This window comes from Streptococcus infantis (assembly GCF_047463655.1).
Lineage (GTDB): Bacteria > Bacillota > Bacilli > Lactobacillales > Streptococcaceae > Streptococcus > Streptococcus infantis_Z.
Window position 1 is genome coordinate 85,770 of the sequence record NZ_JASHDM010000003.1, and the last position, 18,549, is coordinate 104,318.

Consider the following 18,549-nt stretch of genomic DNA (forward strand, 5'->3'; position numbering starts at 1 on the left):
TTATGTCACAGATTGATTTAAAAGAATTAACCAAGAAAAACCAAGAATTTATCCACATTGCAACCCAGCAATTTCTAAAGGATGGAAAAACTGACGCCGAAATCAAGGCTATCCTTGAAGAAGTCATTCCTCATATCCTTGAAGAACAACCAAAAGGTGTGACCGCTCGTTCTATCTACGGAGCACCAACTCACTGGGCTCACAGCTTTAGCGAAAAAGAGCAATACGAAAAAGAACATCCAAAGGAAAATGACGATCCAAAATTGATGATGTTGGATTCAGCCCTTTTCATTACAGGACTGTTTGCAGTAGTTAGTGCCTTGATGAGCTTCTTCTCAAACCAACCAGTGGCTTACGGTTTGGTAACACTCATCAGTGTAGGGGCCTTCGGAGGAGTTGCCTTCTACCTTCTCTACCACTTCATCTACCGCTACTACGGACCAGATACTGACCGTAGCCAACGTCCTCCATTCTGGAAATCACTTTTGGTTATGTTAGCAACCATGTTTGCCTGGGTCTTCATCCTCTTCTTGAGTAACTTCCTTCCACAAGCCATCAACATTAGTCTCCCACCTCTTGTTTTGTTGGTGATTGGAGGAGCTCTCCTTGCCCTACGTTTCTACCTCAAAAAACGTTTCAACATCAAGAGCGCAAGTGCAGGACCTGCTAGATATTAAGATAAACAATGAAAGTAGTGTGTTTTGTAGACAGACTACTTTTTTTGTAGTTCCAAATCATTTATTGATTCGTCAAAATCATAAATAGACATTTTGTCTAAATTTACTTCAATGTAAAGTCTTTCCTTAGAATCCCGAGGTTTTGTCCTTGAATCCAAGTTGTTTTTCTGTTATACTAATAAAGTAATAAGGAGAAGTATATATGACTAAACAGAGAATTAATCAAATTGTTGGTTCAATTGGTGCCTTTATCGGAATTATTGTATTTATAGCCTACATCCCCCAAATTTTTGCCAATTTACAAGGAAATAAAGCTCAACCATTCCAACCTTTATCAGCAGCTGTTTCTTGCTTAATCTGGGTCATTTATGGATGGACAAAAGAGCCTAAGAAAGACTGGATTCTAATCATTCCAAACTCGGCTGGGGTTATCCTTGGCGGACTGACCTTCCTTACTGCTCTATAAGAATGCAACTACTATAAAAAGCAACCACATCGAGCGGTTGCTTTTTTGCTTACTTTCGTGATCTAAAAGCCTTTTTCTGATTCTAATTCTTGTTGTTTCCCCTCTTCTTTTGTGATACAATAGCATCAATCTATTTCTAGGAGGATGAGATATGGTTTCTACTATTGGTATTGTTAGTTTGTCTAGTGGCATTATCGGAGAAGACTTTGTCAAACACGAAGTGGACTTGGGTGTCCAACGTCTCAAGGATCTGGGACTTAATCCTATCTTTTTGCCCCATTCGTTAAAAGGCTTAGACTTTATCAAGGACCATCCTGAAGCGCGTGCGGAGGATTTGATGCAAGCCTTTTCTGATGATAGTATCGACATGATCCTATGCGCCATCGGTGGAGATGATACCTATCGTTTGTTGCCCTACCTTTTTGAAAATGACCAACTAGAAAAAGTTATCAAACAAAAGATTTTTCTTGGTTTCTCGGATACAACCATGAACCATCTCATGTTGCATAAACTAGGTGTTAAAACTTTTTATGGTCAATCCTTTTTAGCAGACATTTGTGAATTAGACAAAGAAATGTTGCCATATAGCCGCCACTACTTTAAAGAATTGATTGAGACTGGAAAAATCTCAGAAATCCGCCCTAGCGACGTTTGGTATGAGGAACGGATTGACTTTAGTCCAAAGGCCCTGGGAACAGCTCGTATCAGTCATGTAAATACAGGTTTTGACTTATTGCAAGGAAATGCTCAGTTTGAGGGAGAAATTCTCGGTGGTTGCCTTGAATCTCTCTATGATATCTTTGACAATTCTCGATACGCAGACAGTACGGAGCTCTGCCAAAAATACAAACTTTTCCCTGACTTGTCAGACTGGGAAGGAAAAATCCTCTTGCTAGAAACCAGCGAAGAAAAGCCTAAGCCAGAAGACTTCAAAAAGATGTTGCGGACTTTGAAGGAAAATGGGATATTCGAGGTTATCAGTGGACTCTTGGTCGGAAAGCCAATGGATGAAACCTTTTATGACGACTATAAAGAGGCACTATTGGATATCATTGATAGCAATATCCCGATTGTCTATAATCTAAATGTTGGTCATGCAACTCCAAGAGCTATTGTCCCCTTTGGGGTCCACGCCCATGTAGATGCAACGGAGCAAGTCATCCACTTTGACTATAACAAATAAAGCTGGGAAGAATTTCTCAGCTTTTTCTATATTCTCAGATATGCTAGCTACCTATACACACTAATGACCGCTTTTCCATTCACAATCATTCTCATGGTCATCAACCAAACCTGCAGCCTGTAGAAAAGACAAAACTGCAATAGGACCCGTAAACTTAAAGCCTCGTTTTTTGAGATCCTTGGATAATGTCTCAGACAAGGCTGTTTTGGCTGGTGCTTGACTGTAGTCCGGGATATCATTAACGATGATTTTCCCATCTACAACAGACCAGAGATAAGCATCAAAAGAGCCATACTCTTTCTGAACTTGTAGAAAGGCCTGGGCATTAGCTCGCGTCGCAAAAATCTTGGCGCGATGACGAATGATAGCTGGATTTTCTAACAAAGATTCCAGTTCTTCATCCGTCATGTCTGCAACAGCTTGAATTTGGTAACCATGAAAAACTTGACGGAAAGCTTGGCGTTTGTTGAGCACCGTTTCCCAAGACAGGCCTGCCTGATAGGTTTCCATGCACAATAACTCAAACAATGCTTGGTCATCATGGAGGGGCTGGCCCCACTCCTCATCATGATAGGCGATATAGAGAGGATTAGTCATCTTGACCCACGAACAACGTTTTGTCATGCTCTGCTCCTATTTTACCAACATCTTAAGGGCAGACTTGATATAATTCTCTGCTGTATCAGTCGTTCCTTCAAAGAATTTCTTGATCTTCTTCAGCTCGGTCGCCTTGTAGCCCAATGCCAACATGGCTTCCATGGCTTCTTCCAATTCTTTGTTGTCGTTGCTAGATGGAACTGCAGTCTTAGCAGGGAGGTCGTCACAGGCCACAACCACCTTACCTTCTAGATCCAACACCATCTGTTGAGCTGTTTTTTTACCGATTTTAGGGAATTTAGTCAAGTAGGTGATATTCTTAGTCTCGATGGCTTGGACGAGGCCAGCATTGTCATCTGCTGCAATGATAGCCAGAGCTGATACAGGACCAATCCCAGAAACCGAAATCAGACTGAGAAAGAGCTTTTTCTCGTCTTCTGATCGAAATCCATAAAGCAGATGGGCGTCCTCACGCACCACTTGATGCACATAGACTTGTGCTTCTTGGTTGACTTGTCCTGAGTAAGCATAGGGGTTGGCTACATGCAGGATGTAGCCGATACCGTTAGCTTCTAGAACAATGTATTTAGCAGTAATTTTGGTAATAATACCCTTTAAATATTCGTACATAATTTTCCCTTCAATTTATACTCAATGAAAATCAAAGAGTAAACTAGGAAGCTAACCGTAGGCATAACTTAAGTTAGACAAGGTAAGGCTGACGCAGTTTAAAGAGATTTTCGAAGAGTATTAGTATTTGCCTAGTTCTCGTAGGCTAGTGTGATTTTCCTGAATGCGACGGAACATCTTTTCCATATCTGACTTGGTAAAGTGGACCAAAACAGGGCGTCCGTGTGGACAGTTGTAGGGGTTGTCACATTGGGAAAGTTGGTATAGAAGCTGTCTAGCTGAGTGGTCATCGATACGATGGTTAGCCTTGATAGATCGCTTGCAGGACATCATGATCGCTAACTCTGCTCGGTATTTCTTGATTGAAACTTCCTTGGTCAAAAGGAGCATATCACACATCTCATAGATACCAGACTCGATTTCCTCCTCTGCCATCCAAATTGGATGTTCCCGTAGGATAAATTGATTTTCCCCATACTCTGATAGAAAGACACCAACTTCCTCCAAGAGAGGCATTCTTTCCTTGAGACGAAGGGCATCATCTGCAGGGAATTCAAAGATGTAGGGCACTAGGAGCTGCTGCTGGCTCTGGTCAACATTGCCAATACTTTCGCGATACTCCTCATACTTAACCCGCTCCTGGGCTGCGTGTTGGTCTATGATGTAAAGCCCATCTCGCCCTTGAGCAAAGAGATAGGTTCCGTGCATTTGCCCGAAAAATTCCAACTCTGGGAAACTCGAAGACTCTTCTCGCTCCAGCTTATCATAAGCCTTATCCAAACTAGCCATATCTAACTCTGGATGATCCAGTTGGTCGTAGCTGACCGATTTTCTCTCTGCAAAATGCAGTTTAGCTGGCTTGGTCAACTGATCCAATGTTTCCTTAGCGAAGAGGCTCAAATCCTGTTTCTCTTCAGTCAAGTCTACTTGACTGTCTGAAACCTCAGCTGGAATAGAGATTGTTGCTTCCGTTTGCTCGTAGTAGAGATTGTTTTCTTTAAGTGGGAGAATGGTTTGCTCTACTTTTTCACGGTTGCGAACGGTAGATTTGGCAAGATTTTCCAAGGCATCCGGAATCAAGGTCTGCTCCTTGAGGCTCTTTGCGATAGCTTCTGAAACCAGCGCCATCAGTTCTCTTTCTTTAGAAATTCGTACCTCTTGCTTGGTTGGATGCACATTGACATCCGCCAGATAAGGATCGATCTGGATGTGAATAACGGCTAGTGGAAAACGCCCTACCATGAGCTTGCTCCCGTAGCCATCTAAAATAGCTCGATTGAGCAGGAAGTTTTTGATATAACGGCCATTGATAAAGAGACTGATGTAGTTACGATTAGCCCGTGTCAATTCCGGCAATGAGACAAAGCCTGAAATTTCAAAGTCTAGGTCAGAATTCTCAATCTCAACCATCTTTTTGGCACTAGCTAAACCATAAATTCCAGCAATGGCTTGGCGCAGTTGACCCGTACCAGCTGTTCGTGTCATTTCCTTGCCATCGCTAATCAGGCTAAAGGAAATCTCAGGATGGGCTAGCCCCAAACGGTTGACAATATCAATGATGTGAGACAACTCCGCCTGCTGACTCTTCATATACTTGAGACGAGCTGGTGTGTTGAAAAAGAGGTCCTCCACACAAACCTTAGTCCCCACAGGACTGGTCGCTGGGCTAATCTCTTCAACTTCTCCCCCACGAGCCACTAACTTGGTCCCGTGACTTGCTCCATCCACCGCAGTCAACAAAGTTAAAACACTAACAGAAGCGATTGAAGGCAGGGCTTCACCACGAAAACCCAGCGTGCGAATCCTAAAGAGATCTGCCTGATTTTTTATCTTACTAGTGGCATGACGACGGAGAGCCAACTCTACTTCGTCGTGGGCAATCCCATGTCCATTATCTGTGATTTGGATTTTCTTAAGCCCAGCTTCTTCAATTTCAACGATAACCTGGCTTGAGCCAGCATCGATAGCATTTTCAACTAATTCTTTGACAACGCTAGCAGGACGCTCGATAACTTCTCCTGCTGCAATCTGGTTGGCCAATACTTCTGGCAATTCAATAATATGAGACATTTTCCAGCCCCTTTCTCAACTATTTTTATCTATTTCTCTGAAAATAAGCTAGTGCTATTATACCATATTTCACTCGTTTCCAAAAAAGTCCAAGCAGCAACTTTCTTCCCGATTTTACTAGGTTATTTACCAAGTTTGTGGTACAATAGGTAGAAACAATATTTTAAAAAGGAGAAAAGACACATGCACATTTTTGATGAGCTAAAAGAGCGTGGTTTGATTTTTCAAACGACTGATGAAGAAGCTTTGCGTAAAGCCCTAGAAGAAGGTCAAGTTTCTTATTATACTGGCTACGATCCAACTGCTGACAGCCTTCACCTAGGCCACCTTGTCGCTATCTTGACAAGTCGTCGTTTGCAGTTAGCAGGTCACAAACCTTATGCGCTCGTTGGCGGTGCTACTGGTCTCATCGGAGATCCGTCCTTCAAAGATGCTGAACGTAGTCTCCAAACAAAAGACACAGTAGATGGCTGGGTCAAGTCTATCCAAGGACAACTTTCTCGTTTTCTTGACTTTGAAAATGGTGAAAATAAAGCTATCATGGTCAACAACTACGACTGGTTTGGCAGCATCAGCTTCATTGACTTCCTCCGTGATATCGGAAAATACTTCACTGTCAACTACATGATGAGCAAGGAGTCTGTTAAAAAACGGATTGAAACAGGGATTTCTTACACAGAATTTGCCTACCAAATCATGCAAGGTTACGACTTCTTTGTCCTTAACCAAGAGCACAATGTAACTCTCCAAATTGGTGGTTCTGACCAATGGGGAAATATGACAGCTGGTACTGAGTTGATGCGCCGTAAGGCAGATAAAACTGGCCACGTAATCACTGTTCCACTCATTACAGACGCAACTGGTAAGAAATTTGGTAAATCTGAAGGGAATGCTGTTTGGCTCAATCCTGAAAAGACTTCTCCATACGAAATGTACCAATTCTGGATGAATGTTATGGATGCAGACGCCGTTCGCTTCTTGAAGATCTTTACCTTCTTGTCACTGGATGAGATTGAAGAGATTCGTAAACAGTTTGAAGCAGCTCCACACGAACGCTTGGCTCAAAAAGTCCTCGCTCGTGAAGTCGTAACACTTGTACACGGAGAAGAAGCTTACAAAGAAGCCCTTAACATCACTGAGCAACTCTTTGCTGGAAATATCAAAAACCTTTCTGTCAAAGAACTCAAACAAGGACTTCGTGGCGTACCAAACTACCAAGTACAAGCAGATGAAAATCACAACATCGTTGAACTTCTCGTATCTTCTGGCGTGGTTAACTCAAAACGCCAAGCCCGTGAAGATGTTCAAAACGGTGCCATCTACGTAAACGGCGACCGCATCCAAGACCTTGACTATGTCTTAGGGGATAACGATAAATTAGAGAACGAACTGACTGTTATCCGTCGTGGGAAGAAAAAATACTTTGTATTGACTTACTAAATTGTTCAACATTTACCTATAAAAAAGGAGTTAACCTCGAGAAAGGTAACTCCTTTTCTACCATTTGTCAAGTATATCAAGGTATTTGATGAAAAATAGTTTGATTTCCATAGTCAAACTAAGGAAATTGTCTTTTTCTGAACTAAAGTTTAGTGAAAAAAGTGTACACTAAACCAACACCTTATCTGGTGATTTTTTTGATAAGGCGTTACAATAATATGGCATAAACAATTTTACCGATTTTGGGTAGAAGTATAATCGTAAAGTTTGTTATGCGTTATAAGGTAATACATTGTTCTAATGAGACGATGTATAGAGGCAATCGTGTGTGGTTTGGTTGAAGTCACTTGCGATTGTCTTTTCCTTTTCTCATAGAAGTCTGCGATATGACAAGGATTGGTGTGGCTAGCTGAAGCTATGTTATGAATGCACTTAAAGAGAATCTTTCTGGCATAAGGATTCCCACGTTTGGAGATATGTTCCTTGGCTAGAAAGTTCCCAGATTCATAGTGTCTGAGGTCAATGCCGATAAAAGCATTGATTTGATTGGCAGAGTGAAATCGACGAATGTCACCAAGTTCACCAATAATGCTTGTCGCTGTAGTTTCAGCTATTCCAGGAATAGAGAGAAGAATCTCGTATTCTGGCAAAGGTTGAGCCAATGTTACCATCTCCTCTAAAACACTTTGTCTATATTCAGAAAGCCTAAGTAACTCCTCTGCATAGTATTTGACCTCTTCCATCATTGGAGAGTTTTTTTTGACCGCACAATAAGACTGATTAGCTAGTTTTGTAAGCTTATCTACTAAGTAAGTCACACGTTTTTCAGAGATGCGTTTTGATGTAGACTGACGGATGATAGCTCTTAATGCGGCGTCATCTGACTCCAGTACAAAACTATTACATGGAAAAGTCATGACCAAGTTCCAATATTGTTCCCCGGTTGGTGCCGACAAGATGTTTTCCAATTCAGGAAAAGTGACCTGTAAAACCTTGTGCAGACGGTTTTTAGCGCAGACGATATCCGGCTGAGATCGCGTAATTCTTGATAAAGCGCTTCTTGGACATAGCTTGGTTTACGATTGAGAATGAACTGAGACGCAGCTAGTTTTTCAGCGTCAATCCTATCGGTTTTACGTACTCTCAAGCTATCTAGTTGTTTTTTGGATTCTAAGGGATTGAGCCGTGTATAAGCGTAACTATTATCCTCAAAGAAGGCCTGAAGACGACGAGAATAGACACCAGTCGCCTCGAAGACAATCTCTGGCTCGTGAACAGTCTTCAAGTCCCCAAGTAGTCGATTAAATCCGATGGCATCATTGGGTATGGTATAGCCATGTACTTTTTCTCCATTGACCAAGATGGCTACTTCTGAACTTGCTTTACTCACGTCAATCCCAAAAACTACTCGCATGATATTACCTCTTTGTCTTGAATGATTCCTTGTTTTAGTGATGTCATTTTCAATACTCGACGTTTTTCGTCCCACATACTTTGATAACATTCTTCCTAAAACAGGTGTCTTGTCAGTTTTAGTTACGACGTCTAGCGCCAAAGGACTTATCGACTTAACAAGACACCACTACTTTAACATAACGAAAAAGTAGTGAGTACTTTCTCCCGTCGGAGATTTCCTCACTACTAATCTTAGTATGTTTTAGTTTGATTTTATACTCTTCGAAAATCAAATTCAAACTACGTCAGCGTCGCCTTACCGTACTCAAGTACAGCTTGCGGCTAGCTTCCTAGTTTGCTTTTTGATTTTCATTGAGTATTAATAGACAGGCTACGCAGGACTATGCGTAAGGTTGTTAGATTATGTAAGATAGAGAGATTTGAAGGACTGAGCCAATTAAACAAGCCAAAGCCAATCAAACTACTATTTACGACAACAGTATCTTGAATATTTTTCTTGATGAGTGTTTGCAAAGATGATGATAGCGAATCCAACTCTTGGAAGAAATCCAAGCGATTATCTAACAATAAGATATCACTCATCTGCTTAGAAATATCTGCACTCTCATTCATCACCACACCGATATCTGATAGGGTTAGAGCCGCTGAGTCATTCAATCCATCTCCAACCATCAAAATAGTGTGACCTGCTTTCTGCAGTTCCTCTACTAACTCAAATTTCCCATCAGGTTTCAAGTCTGTATAGACCTGATCAAAGGACAAATCTTTGACTAATTCCTCTGTCCTAACCAAGGTGTCCCCTGTTGCCAGAATCAATTTTTTCCCTTGTGCCTTAAGTTTCTCCAAGGCTGCTTTTGCTTCTTTTCTCAAAGGAGTATGGATGCAGAACATTCCAATCAATTCATTCTGATAAGCCAAGAATAAGAGATTGTAGTGACTCTTGTACTCTTCAATTAAAGCATTTTGTTCTGAACTGATATGAATCTGCTCATCCTGCATCAAGACATAATTTCCAATAAGAACTGGTTGACCATCGATATGGGACTTAATTCCCTTGCTTGCGATATATTGGAGTTTCCCATGCATTTCCTCATGTTCAATCCCCTCTATCTCAGCTTGCTTGACGATGGCATTAGCAATAGGATGATAGATGTGCTCCTCAAGACAGGCACTGATTCTGAGAATATCTTCCTCACTATTGTCTCCAAAAGGTAACACCTTTTCAACTATCGGATAGCTAGTTGTGATTGTTCCCGTCTTATCAAATAAGAAAGTATCAACTTCCAGATATTTCTCCAGAACAGCCCCATCCTTAATCACCATTTCACGGTTCAACCCCTCCTTGATAGCTGTCAAATAAGCTACAGGAGTAGAGATTTTCAAAGCGCAGGAGAAATCGACCAATAGGAAAGAAATAGCCTTAGAAAAAGAACCTGTTAATAGGTAAGTCAGACCAGCCCCCAAGAAATTATATTTGACGACCTTATCCGCCATTTTGATGAAATAGCGTTGTTTCGTTTTCTTGTTTTCTTCAGATTTCTTCATCAACTCAATCAGTTGTAAAATCCGGCTGTTCATCTGATTATCGGTTACACGAATGCGTAACTCTCCAGTTTCTAATACTGTATTTGCACAAACCAAATCAGACTCTCTTTTTTCAACTGGAAAACTCTCTCCCGTCAAGGAACTTTCGTTGACCATACCTAAACCTGAAACTACTTGTCCATCAAACAGAATTTCATTTCCTTGAGATAATACCAAGACATCTCCTATTTGAACATTGGAACTCTTGATACTAACGACCGTATCACCCTGTACTAGGAATACATCGCTCTCTTTTGCAAGAAGACTCTGTTCTAAATCTGTTGCAGTTTTTTTCAAGGACCACTGATCTAAATGATTCCCCAAATCAAGCATAAACATGATATTGCTAGCTGTCTTGGATTGGTTCATAAACAAGGACAATAAAATCGCCGAACAGTCCAAGACCTCCATCGTTAGTTCCTTACGCGCTAGTGTTTGATAGGCTTCTCTAATATAACCCAAAGCCTGATAACAAGTCCATATATAGCGAATAGGATACGGCACAAAACTACGAAAAAGTACACGCTTAATCGCTGCACCTGAAACAATAGAATAAGCACTCTCTTCTCTACGAATGGGAAGAGTCATCAACTCAGAAACTTTCCCTTTATCAATTCTTTTTAAAAAGGCTTCTGCATTATCTAATACAGAAAAGCCTTCTTTTATGCGTAGAGTAAAGTGCTGTTGATCCATGTAAAACTGGATAGACTCAATCCCCTTTTCATCTCTCGCCAAGGAACGAAGATAGTCTTGAATATCCAAGGTGAGTGAAAAAGAAGATGATAGTCGGATATGTTGGTATCCTCTATGTAGCACTTTAAAAGACATATTATTCTCCTATAAGGCTATCTAATTGCTCTTCTTTTTTCTCTTGCTCGTACAAATATTTGGCATCTTGCAAGACATCGTCTCCATGTTGTTTCACAACAGAAACAGATGCATCTAGCCCGTCTTTCAACTTGTAAGCCTTAGCCAAAGCTTTAGAATAACCTTTTTTAGCTTCCTTACTTGCTAAGATTTTCAAACCAAGGGTACCAAATGCGACACCACCCAAAAAGAGTGATGATTTTTTCGCAACTTTTGCAACGGTTAGTACTTCTTTTAACATACTTATTTCCTCCTTATCATTATTATATAGCAATTTAGATATAAAAGCAATTTCATTCTATAAATTGGAGAATTAGTTTTATTTCTACTGAATCTCCCATTTACTTATTCCTAAAGTTGCTTTCATTTGCCTCTTTTGATACACTTAAACTATGAATACAAACCTCAAACCCAAACTCCAGCGCTTTGCTTCTGCTAGTGCCTTTGCCTGCCCTATCTGCCAAGAAAATCTGACCTTGGTAGAGTCTAGTCTTAAATGTGAGAATCGGCATTCTTTTGACCTAGCAAAATTCGGCTATGTCAATCTTGCCCCTCAAATCAAACAATCCGCCAACTACGATAAAGAAAACTTTCAAAATCGCCAGCAAATCCTAGAAGCTGGCTTTTACCAAACTATTCTAGATGCCATCTCTGATTTAATTGCAAGTTCAAAAACTGCCAAAACAATTTTAGATATCGGCTGTGGCGAAGGCTTCTACTCTCGCAAACTTCAGGAAGTGCACCCTGACAAGATCTTCTATGCCTTTGATATTTCAAAAGATTCGGTCCAAATCGCTGCCAAGAGCGAACCCAACTGGGCAGTCAATTGGTTTGTCGGTGACCTGACTCAACTTCCTATAAAAGACGCTAGCATGAATATCCTTCTTGATATCTTCTCTCCTGCAAATTATGGAGAATTTCAACGAGTTTTATCAAAAGATGGTATCTTAATCAAGGTCATCCCTACCGAAAACCACCTCAAGGAAATCCGCCAAATAGTACAGGACCAGCTGACAAAGAAGGACTATTCCAACCAAGATATCAAGGTACACTTCCAAGAATATTTCAGCATCCAATCTATCCAGGCTGCTTCCCTGACCAAATCCATCACCGCAGAGCAAAGACAAGCTTTACTCAGCATGACACCCCTCCTCTTTCACGTTGACCAAAGCAAGATTGATTGGAGCCAACTGACAGAGATTACCATTGAAGCAGAGATTTTGGTTGGGAAAGCATTCTAAACTAGACTTCCCAAAGGTATAAAACTTACCGAAAATCTTCAATATTACAAAAACGCATAAGAACAGGTACTCAAAAACCTTAATCTTATGCGTTTTGTTATGCAAAAATCACTGAAGTTTCTATACACATTAAGTGGAAATCTTTGAAACCAGTTCTTTTAATAACCATTGAATACCATATATTACATTTACCCCAAATATGATATAGGCCGTATAAATCAAGTATTTCGATTTCTCCCGCCTCAAAGAATAGATCTTGTACAAGATAAACAAATTTAAAATAATAAATAATAGAGACAAAATCTTCCCTCCAAAATAAATCTTAAAAGTACACCGCCAAGCATAGCCCTAAACTTTATTTTCGATTCGAGATAACAAACTTATCAATAAACAGTAAGTGATATAAGGCCAGTACCGAACCCCAAAAGCTACCACGAAAAGAGATTTCTTGATGAGTAAGCGGAAACGAAGAACTATTACCCGTATAAAGGCATGACCAAATTACAAAAAGAATCCAAAATAAATCAGTCCATTTATATTTTGAAAAATATTTTTTCCACATAAGAACATCCTCCTTCTTTACTACAATACTATTATAATACTGTATGTAAACGAATACAAGAAATTTGAGGTAACAGCTAAGAAGAACCTTAGGCTTAAAGGTAGTACAACCAACCTTCTTAGTGTTCTCTAGGTCTGATTTTTAAGTCTAGAAATTATTGACAAATTATTTTTTCTTTTGAGACCAGTCAACCTCAAGTCCATAACATTCAAAAAAAGCGAATTTCATTTGAAACTCGCTTTTTTGCTAGATAGTGTAATAACTATTAAATTGTATATCTTAGTTCAAGTGCCAGATATCTTCGTTGTACTGAGCGATTGTACGGTCAGATGAGAAGAATCCTGCTTTAGCAATGTTGACGATGACTTTATCCAACCATGCGTCACGGTCTTCGTAGTCAGCAAGCATTTGCTCTTTCACTTTGATGTAGTCTTCCAAGTCAAGAAGAGTCATGAACCAGTCTTTGTTGATCAATTCATTGTAAAGACGTTCCAAGCGCTCTTTGTTTCCAGCTGCAAGAACTGCATCGCTAACGATGAAGTCAACCAATGGTTTGATCGCTTCACGAGCGTAGAACTCGCTTGATTTGTATGCTGATTTAGCGTAAAGGTCGATAACAGTTTCTGAATCTTCACCGAAGATGTAGATGTTTTCGTCTCCAACCAACTCAGCGATTTCCACGTTAGCACCGTCCATAGTACCAAGAGTCAAAGCTCCGTTCAACATGAATTTCATGTTACCAGTACCTGAAGCTTCTTTAGAAGCAAGTGAGATTTGTTCTGAGATATCACATGCTGGGATAAGGAAGCTTGCTGCAGTAACGTTGTAGTTTTCAACCATAACTACTTGCAAGTGTGGAGCTACTGCTGGATCATTAGCAATAACTTCTGACATGCAAAGGATTAAGTGAATGATGTCTTGAGCGATTGTGTAGGCTGGAGCTGCTTTACCACCAAAGAAGATTGTGATTGGGCGAGCAGGGATGTTACCAGCTTTGATGTCAAGGTATTTGTGGATTACGTACAAAGCGTTCATTTGTTGGCGTTTGTACTCGTGAAGACGTTTGATTTGGATATCAAAGATAGAGTTTGGATTGATTTCCACACCTTGGTGTTCTTTCAAGTGACGAGCCAATTTACGTTTGTTGTGAGCCTTGATGCTTTCCAATTTTTCTTTGACAGCTGCTTTGTCTTCATAAGACAAAAGTTTTTCAAGCTCATCTGCTTCATGGTGCCAACCTTCTCCAAGAATCTCATCCAAGTAGTGAGACAATCTTGGGTTAGCATGCATGAGCCAACGACGGAAAGTAATACCGTTTGTTTTGTTGTTGAATTTTTCTGGGTAAAGGTCGTAGAAGGCTTTCAACTCAGAATTTTTCAAGATTTCAGTATGAAGTGCCGCTACTCCGTTAACACTGTATCCGTAGTGGATATCCATGTGAGCCATGTGAACACGTCCGCTCTCATCGATAATTTGAACAGCTGGATCTTTGTATTCTGCTTTCACACGACGGTCCAATTCTTTGATGATTGGTACCAAGTGAGGAACCACTTCTTCCAAGAATTCAAGAGGCCATTTTTCAAGGGCTTCAGCAAGGATTGTGTGGTTAGTGTAGGCAGTCATGCTACGAACGATAGAGATTGCTTCATCAAGCTCGATACCACGTGCTGTCAAAAGACGGATCAATTCAGGGATAACCATTGATGGGTGAGTATCGTTGATTTGGACAACTGCATAGTCAGCAAGGTCATGCAAGTTGCTTCCTTTTTCGATTGCTTCGTCGATGATCAATTGCGCACCGTTTGAAACCATGAAGTATTGTTGGAAGATACGGAGCAATTCACCTTGACGGTCACTATCATCTGGGTAAAGGAAGAGAGTCAAGTTGCGAGCGATATCTGTCTTGTCAAAGTTGATACCATCTTTAATGATAGAAGAATCAACTGAATCCAAGTCAAACAAACGCAAGCGGTTTTTAGTTGCTGTCTCATAACCAGTAACATCAATATCATAAAGAGTTGATGTCAAAGTAAAGTCTGCAAATGGTACTTGGTAGCTACGGCTTGAGCGAACCAACCAGTTTTGCTCTGTCAACCATGCATTTGGAATTGTTTCTTGTTGGTTGTTTTTAAGAACTTGTTGGAAAAGACCAAAGTGGTAGTTAAGACCAACACCGTCACCGTTCAAACCAAGAGTAGCAATTGAGTCGATAAAGCAGGCAGCCAAACGTCCCAAACCACCATTACCAAGAGATGGTTCCAATTCTACTTCTTCGACTTCGATCAAGTCTTTACCTGCAGCTGCAAGTTCTTTTTTAACATCGTCGTAAAGACCAAGGTTGATCAAGTTGTTTGACAAGAGTTTACCAATCAAGAACTCAGCTGAGATGTAGTAAACTTTTTTCTTACCAGTGTTCACTGGTTTTTGGCTGCTTGCAAGTTTGCTGTAGTTAAGAAGAGCAAGGTAAAGCTCTTCATTGCTACATTCTGCAATGGTTTTATTGTAACGATTTTGTACAAATTCTTGTAGTGATAACATGTTTAGTTGTCTCCTGATTATTGTCTTATTTCTTTAATTTTACCAAATTTTCATTGATTCGGCGATAGATTGTTGTCAAGTCAAGCAAACTTTCCTCGACAGCTGGTGTCAATTGATCTTCAGTCATACGCCAAGACCAGTTTCCACCAAGGGTAGATGGGAAGTTCATACGAGCTGTCTCATCCAATTCTAGCAAATCTTGCATAGTTGCAATTGCCATGAAGCTAACTGATGAAAAGACTGTACGAAGCATAGCATGTGGCACTGTTTCGTATTCTTTACGGTTAGTATAGCGTGCCATGTACTCACGAGTCGCATCATCGATCTCGTTACGGTACCAACCAAGGACCGTATTATTATCGTGTGTCCCTGTGTACATAACTGAGTTAGCAGGTGCCAAGTGTGGGCTATCGATACTTTCGTCTTCTGGGTTGAAGGCAAATTGAAGGATCTTCATTCCTGGGAAGCCAGTACGTTCACGCAATTCAATAACTTCATCTGTCATGAAGCCAAGGTCTTCAGCAATGATGTTTAACTCACCAAGTTCTTCCTTAACAGCTGCAAAAAGCTTGTAACCAGGACCTTTCACCCACTCACCAGGTGCTGCTGTATCGGAACCAGCAGGGATTTCCCAGTAAGATTCGAAACCACGGAAGTGGTCGATACGAACGATGTCGTAGATTTTGAAGCTTTCACGCAAGCGTTCAATCCACCATTTGTAGCCGTCTTTGTCCATTGCTTCCCAGTCATAGATTGGGTTACCCCAAAGCTGACCAGTTGCAGAAAATTCATCTGGTGGGCATCCTGCGATGCAAGTCGCCTTACCGTTGACATCTGTTTTGAAGAGATGTGGATTTGCCCACATATCGCTTGAATCTTCCGCTACATAGATTGGCATGTCCCCAACGATTTCGATGTGGTTGCCGTTAGCGTAAGCTTTCAATTTCAACCATTGTTGGAAGAAGAAGTATTGAGTCACACGGTGGTAAACCAACTTGTCTGCTAATTGCTCACGGTAGCTTTCAAGTGCTGAAGCTTTACGAGCACGAGCATCTGCATCTGGCCATTCAGTCCAAGCAAGATTATCAAAATGCTCTTTGATAGCCATATACTCTGCAAAGAGTTCAAGCCATGATTGGTTGTCTTGAGCAAATTTCTCAAAATCTTTAACATCTCCTACCTCAAAGAAACGTTTCACCGCTTTTTCTAAAAGAGGACGACGTGCATAGTAGATTTTAGCATAGTCAACTTCAGACGCATCGCTACCAAAGTCAACTCCTTCAAGGTCACTTGCTTCCAACAAACCTTGCTCTACCAAAATATCAAGATCGATAAAATGAGTATTTCCAGCAAAGGCTGAGAAAGATTGATAAGGAGAATCTCCGTAGCTGGTTGTGCCTAAAGGAAGGATTTGCCAGTAACGTTGCTTTGTACGAACCAAGAAGTCAACGAAATCATAGGCGCTTTGACCAAATGATCCGATTCCGTAAACTCCTGGAAGCGATGAGATGTGCATCAACACACCACTTTGACGTTTTTTCATAATAGCACCTCAAGTGTTTGTAGTTAAATATTTCATTTTTACTTGGCGCAAACGTTTGCGCCAAGTAAAGTATAACCCATTTCAAAAAGAAATGCAAGCGTTTCAACAAAAAACTTTTCAATTTATTTACTTTATAGCTTTTTTAAAAAACTATATTCTTATTTTTTCACCTCTACAAAAACATCTACAAACTATGCAAACGTTTCCCTTAAATTATTCTTGAATTGAAATTTATATGATTTCATCCTTTCCTTCCTATTATATAACCAATTTTAGAGATTAACCAGTTACAAGCTTTTTAAATTTTTTTCAAAAAACGCTTGCAACCGTTTTCTGTTTGTGCTATACTAAGTTCATAAGAGAAAACGTTTGCGTTTCCTTGAAATCAAAATTTGTTATTCTTTAGGAGGAATACACTATGTCAACTAAATTCATGAAGAGCGCAGCTGTACTTGGTACTGCTACTCTTGCTAGCTTACTTTTAGTAGCTTGTGGAAGCAAAACTGCTGATAAAACTGCTGACTCTGGTTCATCAGAAGCGAAAGAAATCACTTTCTACGTTGAAGATCAATATAAAGCTTTTGCAGAATCAGCTGCCAAAGCTTACGAAAAAGAAGCTGGTGTAAAAGTTACTATTAAAACAGGGGACCAATTAGGTGGACTTGACAATCTTTCACTTGATAACCAATCAGGTAAAGCTGCTGACGTCATGATGGCACCATACGACCGCGTAGGTAGCCTTGGTACTGACGGACAACTTTCAGAAGTAACTTTGAGTGACGGTGCTAAAACAGACGATACTACTAAGTCTCTTGTAACTGTTGGTGGTAAAGTTTATGGGGCTCCAGCCGTTATCGAGTCACTTGTTATGTACTATAACAAAGACTTAGTGAAAGAAGCTCCTAAGACATTTGCTGACTTGGAAGAACTTGCTAAAGATAGCAAATATGCCTTCGCTGGTGAAGACGGAAAAACTACTGCTTTCCTAGCTGACTGGACTAACTTCTACTACGCATATGGACTTCTTGCTGGTAATGGTGCCTACGTGTTTGGACAAAACGGTAAAGACCCTAAAGATATTGGTCTTGCTAACGATGGTGCTATTGCAGGTATCAACTACGCTAAAACTTGGTATGACAAATGGCCTAAAGGTATGCAAGATACTGAAGGTGCTGGAAACTTGATCCAAACTCAATTCCAAGAAGGTAAAACAGCTGCTATCATTGATGGACCTTGGAAAGCTCAAGCATTCAAAGATGCTAAAGTAAACTACGGTGTTGCAACTATCCCAACTCTTCCAAACGGTAAAAACTACGCAGCCTTTGGTGGTGGTAAAGCTTGGATCATCCCATCAAGCACTAAGAACCTTGAAGGAGCTCAAAAATTCGTAGACTTCCTTGTTTCAACTGACCAACAAAAAGCATTCTACGATGCAACAAACGAAATCCCAGCTAACACTGAAGCTCGTACTTACGCTGAAGGTAAAAATGATGAGTTGACTACTGCTGTTATCAAACAGTTCAAGAACGCTCAACCAATGCCAAACATCTCTCAAATGTCAACAGTTTGGGACCCAGCTAAAACAATGCTCTTTGACGCTGTAAGCGGTAAGAAAGATGCTAAAACAGCTGCAAATGATGCTGTAACATTGATCAAAGAAACAATCCAACAAAAATTTGGTAACTAATTGATTGATTCAAGGGGGATTTAAAACTTATCCCCCTTGATTTTTAGA

The 18,549-nt window shown here is 40.4% G+C and carries 14 protein-coding genes and 1 pseudogene; 6 read left to right on the forward strand and 9 right to left on the reverse strand.

Features of this window, described 5'->3' with window-relative positions; all coding sequences use genetic code 11:
• Nucleotides 1-2: 2 nt before the first annotated feature.
• The 3 genes from QM877_RS04125 (at nt 3) to QM877_RS04135 (ending at nt 2,326) form a co-directional block, all read left to right on the forward strand.
• Nucleotides 3-677 carry a DUF1129 domain-containing protein gene (locus QM877_RS04125; RefSeq protein WP_006146142.1) on the forward strand — a complete coding sequence of 225 codons (675 nt, stop codon included), beginning with the start codon at nt 3-5 and terminating at the stop codon, nt 675-677.
• Between the two features lie 202 nt (nt 678-879).
• Nucleotides 880-1,143 carry a SemiSWEET family transporter gene (locus QM877_RS04130; protein ID WP_004250486.1) on the forward strand — a complete coding sequence of 88 codons (264 nt, stop codon included), beginning with the start codon at nt 880-882 and terminating at the stop codon, nt 1,141-1,143.
• 151 nt (nt 1,144-1,294) lie between these two features.
• A complete protein-coding gene (locus QM877_RS04135; RefSeq protein WP_414317680.1) occupies nt 1,295-2,326 on the forward strand; it encodes a S66 family peptidase in 1,032 nt (343 codons plus the stop codon).
• A 60-nt stretch (nt 2,327-2,386) separates the two neighbouring features.
• Here the strand turns inward: QM877_RS04135 and QM877_RS04140 are convergent, their stop codons facing one another.
• The 3 genes from QM877_RS04140 to mutL form a co-directional block, all read right to left on the reverse strand.
• A complete protein-coding gene (locus QM877_RS04140; RefSeq protein WP_414317681.1) occupies nt 2,387-2,950 on the reverse strand; it encodes a DNA-3-methyladenine glycosylase I in 564 nt (187 codons plus the stop codon).
• A 9-nt stretch (nt 2,951-2,959) separates the two neighbouring features.
• Nucleotides 2,960-3,553, reverse strand: coding sequence for a Holliday junction branch migration protein RuvA (gene ruvA / locus QM877_RS04145; RefSeq protein WP_414317682.1), 594 nt, complete (start codon nt 3,551-3,553; stop codon nt 2,960-2,962).
• Nucleotides 3,554-3,673: 120 nt separating this feature from the next.
• On the reverse strand, nt 3,674-5,623 hold the full coding sequence (mutL, locus tag QM877_RS04150) for a DNA mismatch repair endonuclease MutL (RefSeq protein WP_414317683.1): 1,950 nt from the start codon (nt 5,621-5,623) through the stop codon (nt 3,674-3,676).
• A gap of 183 nt (nt 5,624-5,806) precedes the next feature.
• On the opposite strand from mutL, the gene tyrS reads away from it, so the two are divergent.
• Nucleotides 5,807-7,063, forward strand: coding sequence for a tyrosine--tRNA ligase (tyrS, locus tag QM877_RS04155; RefSeq protein WP_414317684.1), 1,257 nt, complete (start codon nt 5,807-5,809; stop codon nt 7,061-7,063).
• A gap of 233 nt (nt 7,064-7,296) precedes the next feature.
• Here tyrS and QM877_RS04160 read toward each other — a convergent pair.
• From QM877_RS04160 to QM877_RS04170, 3 genes and pseudogenes are all read right to left on the reverse strand, one after another.
• Nucleotides 7,297-8,477: pseudogene (locus QM877_RS04160) on the reverse strand (IS110 family transposase).
• 350 nt (nt 8,478-8,827) lie between these two features.
• Entirely contained in the window at nt 8,828-10,891 is a 2,064-nt protein-coding gene (locus QM877_RS04165) for a heavy metal translocating P-type ATPase (RefSeq protein ID WP_414317685.1), read from the reverse strand.
• 1 nt (nt 10,892) lies between these two features.
• Entirely contained in the window at nt 10,893-11,171 is a 279-nt protein-coding gene (locus tag QM877_RS04170; RefSeq protein WP_000910910.1) for a DUF6110 family protein, read from the reverse strand.
• 151 nt (nt 11,172-11,322) lie between these two features.
• On the opposite strand from QM877_RS04170, the gene QM877_RS04175 reads away from it, so the two are divergent.
• Nucleotides 11,323-12,171: a putative RNA methyltransferase gene (locus QM877_RS04175; RefSeq protein WP_414317686.1), complete on the forward strand. Its 849-nt coding sequence runs from the start codon at nt 11,323-11,325 to the stop codon at nt 12,169-12,171.
• 355 nt (nt 12,172-12,526) lie between these two features.
• Here QM877_RS04175 and QM877_RS04180 read toward each other — a convergent pair whose 3' ends face one another.
• From QM877_RS04180 to malQ, 3 genes are all read right to left on the reverse strand, one after another.
• Nucleotides 12,527-12,733: a hypothetical protein gene (locus tag QM877_RS04180; protein WP_414317687.1), complete on the reverse strand. Its 207-nt coding sequence runs from the start codon at nt 12,731-12,733 to the stop codon at nt 12,527-12,529.
• Between the two features lie 279 nt (nt 12,734-13,012).
• On the reverse strand, nt 13,013-15,271 hold the full coding sequence (glgP, locus tag QM877_RS04185; protein ID WP_414317688.1) for a glycogen/starch/alpha-glucan family phosphorylase: 2,259 nt from the start codon (nt 15,269-15,271) through the stop codon (nt 13,013-13,015).
• Between the two features lie 25 nt (nt 15,272-15,296).
• Nucleotides 15,297-16,814, reverse strand: a complete 1,518-nt coding sequence (gene malQ / locus QM877_RS04190) for a 4-alpha-glucanotransferase (protein WP_414317689.1) — start codon at nt 16,812-16,814, stop codon at nt 15,297-15,299.
• A gap of 418 nt (nt 16,815-17,232) precedes the next feature.
• Here malQ and QM877_RS04195 point away from each other — a divergent pair, with 418 nt between their 5' ends.
• Nucleotides 17,233-18,501: an extracellular solute-binding protein gene (locus QM877_RS04195; RefSeq protein WP_075232327.1), complete on the forward strand. Its 1,269-nt coding sequence runs from the start codon at nt 17,233-17,235 to the stop codon at nt 18,499-18,501.
• The last annotated feature ends 48 nt before the right edge of the window (nt 18,502-18,549 follow it).